The organism is Streptosporangium sp. NPDC053982 (assembly GCF_055585205.1).
Genome location: NZ_JBVJKQ010000050.1, coordinates 1 through 1,416 on the forward strand (window position 1 = coordinate 1; position 1,416 = coordinate 1,416).

General features: G+C 69.7%; 1 protein-coding gene. It reads right to left on the reverse strand.

Going from position 1 to position 1,416, the window contains the following annotated elements; genetic code table 11:
• Positions 1-108: 108 nt before the first annotated feature.
• Positions 109-1,347 carry an IS701 family transposase gene (locus tag ACZ6W9_RS36970; protein WP_470121863.1) on the reverse strand — a complete coding sequence of 413 codons (1,239 nt, stop codon included), beginning with the start codon at positions 1,345-1,347 and terminating at the stop codon, positions 109-111.
• Between the last annotated feature and the right edge of the window lie 69 nt (positions 1,348-1,416).

The window sequence follows — 1,416 nt, forward strand, 5'->3', positions numbered from 1 at the left end:
CTAGTAGTGCTTTGTTAGGTGGTTAGGGCGGCCGTCTGCGGCAGGTCGGGCATCGGCCTGTCCAGGCTGCCAGCAGGGCCTGCAGCTCCTTGAGGACCTGGTAGAGCGTCAGGCCGCCCCGACCGCTTTTGGGCTGCTCAAGCGCAGCTCGGTGCAGAACAGGTGCGCGGCGCTGACCAAGGTGACGTGCCGATGCCAGCCCCTCCAGGAGCGGCCCTCGAAGTGGTCCAGACCCAGGCCGGTCTTCAACTCGCGGTAGTCGTGCTCGATCCGCCAGCGGATCTTGGCCAAGGCGACCAGCTGCGCCGGCGGCGTGCCGGTGGGCAGGTTGGACAGCCAGTACTTGACCGGCTCGGCCTCGCCGTCGGGCCACTGCGCGATCACCTGGCTGACCGGCAGCGAACCATCGACGGCCAGGTGGGGTCTGCGGCCGGCCACCCGGACCGGCAGGATCACGAACTGTGAGGTCAAGCCGCCCCTGGAGCCGGCCCGCCAGGTCAGCGTCACCGCTGCGGCGCGGCCTGCGGCCAGCACATGCTCACGCAGGCTGACCGGCTTGGTGCGATACCGCGGCAGGGGATGCGGCCCCAGCCCCGAGTAGGCGATCCTTGCGGGCCGAGCTCCCACTCCGTGCGCGGTGACCGCGCCTTTGACCTGCATCACATAGGCCAGGCCGCGCTCGGCCAGGGCCGTGCGCAGGCGGGCGTTGTCGCCGTAGCCGGCATCGGCCACCACCACCGGCGGCGCCAGGCCCCAGCTTGTGAGTTCGTCGAGCATCTCCACGGCCATCTGCCATTTGGGGCGATGCCGCTCGCCGTCGGGGACGGCGCAGCGGGCGCGGCGCACGCCGGCCTGCCCGGCGGCGTGCGGATCGGCCGCCTGGCCGGCGTCCCAGGACGCGGGCAGATACAAACGCCAGTTCAGCGGGCAGGAGGCGGTGTCGGTGACGGCGTGCACGCTCACGCCGATCTGACAGTTGCCGACCTTGCCGAGGGTGCCGGAGTACTGCCGGGCCACCCCGGGTGAGTCCTTACCGTCCTTGGGAAAGCCGGTGTCGTCGATCACCCACGCGTGCGGGGCGATCACCTCGGCCGCGCGGACGGCCAGGCGCCGGCGTACCGCGCAAAAATCCCAGGTGGAGGAGGTGACGAACTGCTGCAGCCCCTGATGATCCACTCCCAGCCGCTCGGCCATCGGCTGCATCGACTTGCGACGGCCGTCCAACAGCAGGCCCCGCAGATAGGTCAGGCCCTTGGCCCGCTGGTCAGAGCGGGTCAAGGGAGTGAACACCTCAGCAGCGAACGTCTCCAGCCGCTGACGGATATGAACGAGCTGTTCGGGGGTCACGCCCGCATCGAACCATCACCCGGACGACCCGACCAGCCACAACAGCCTGACCTAACAAAGCACTACTAG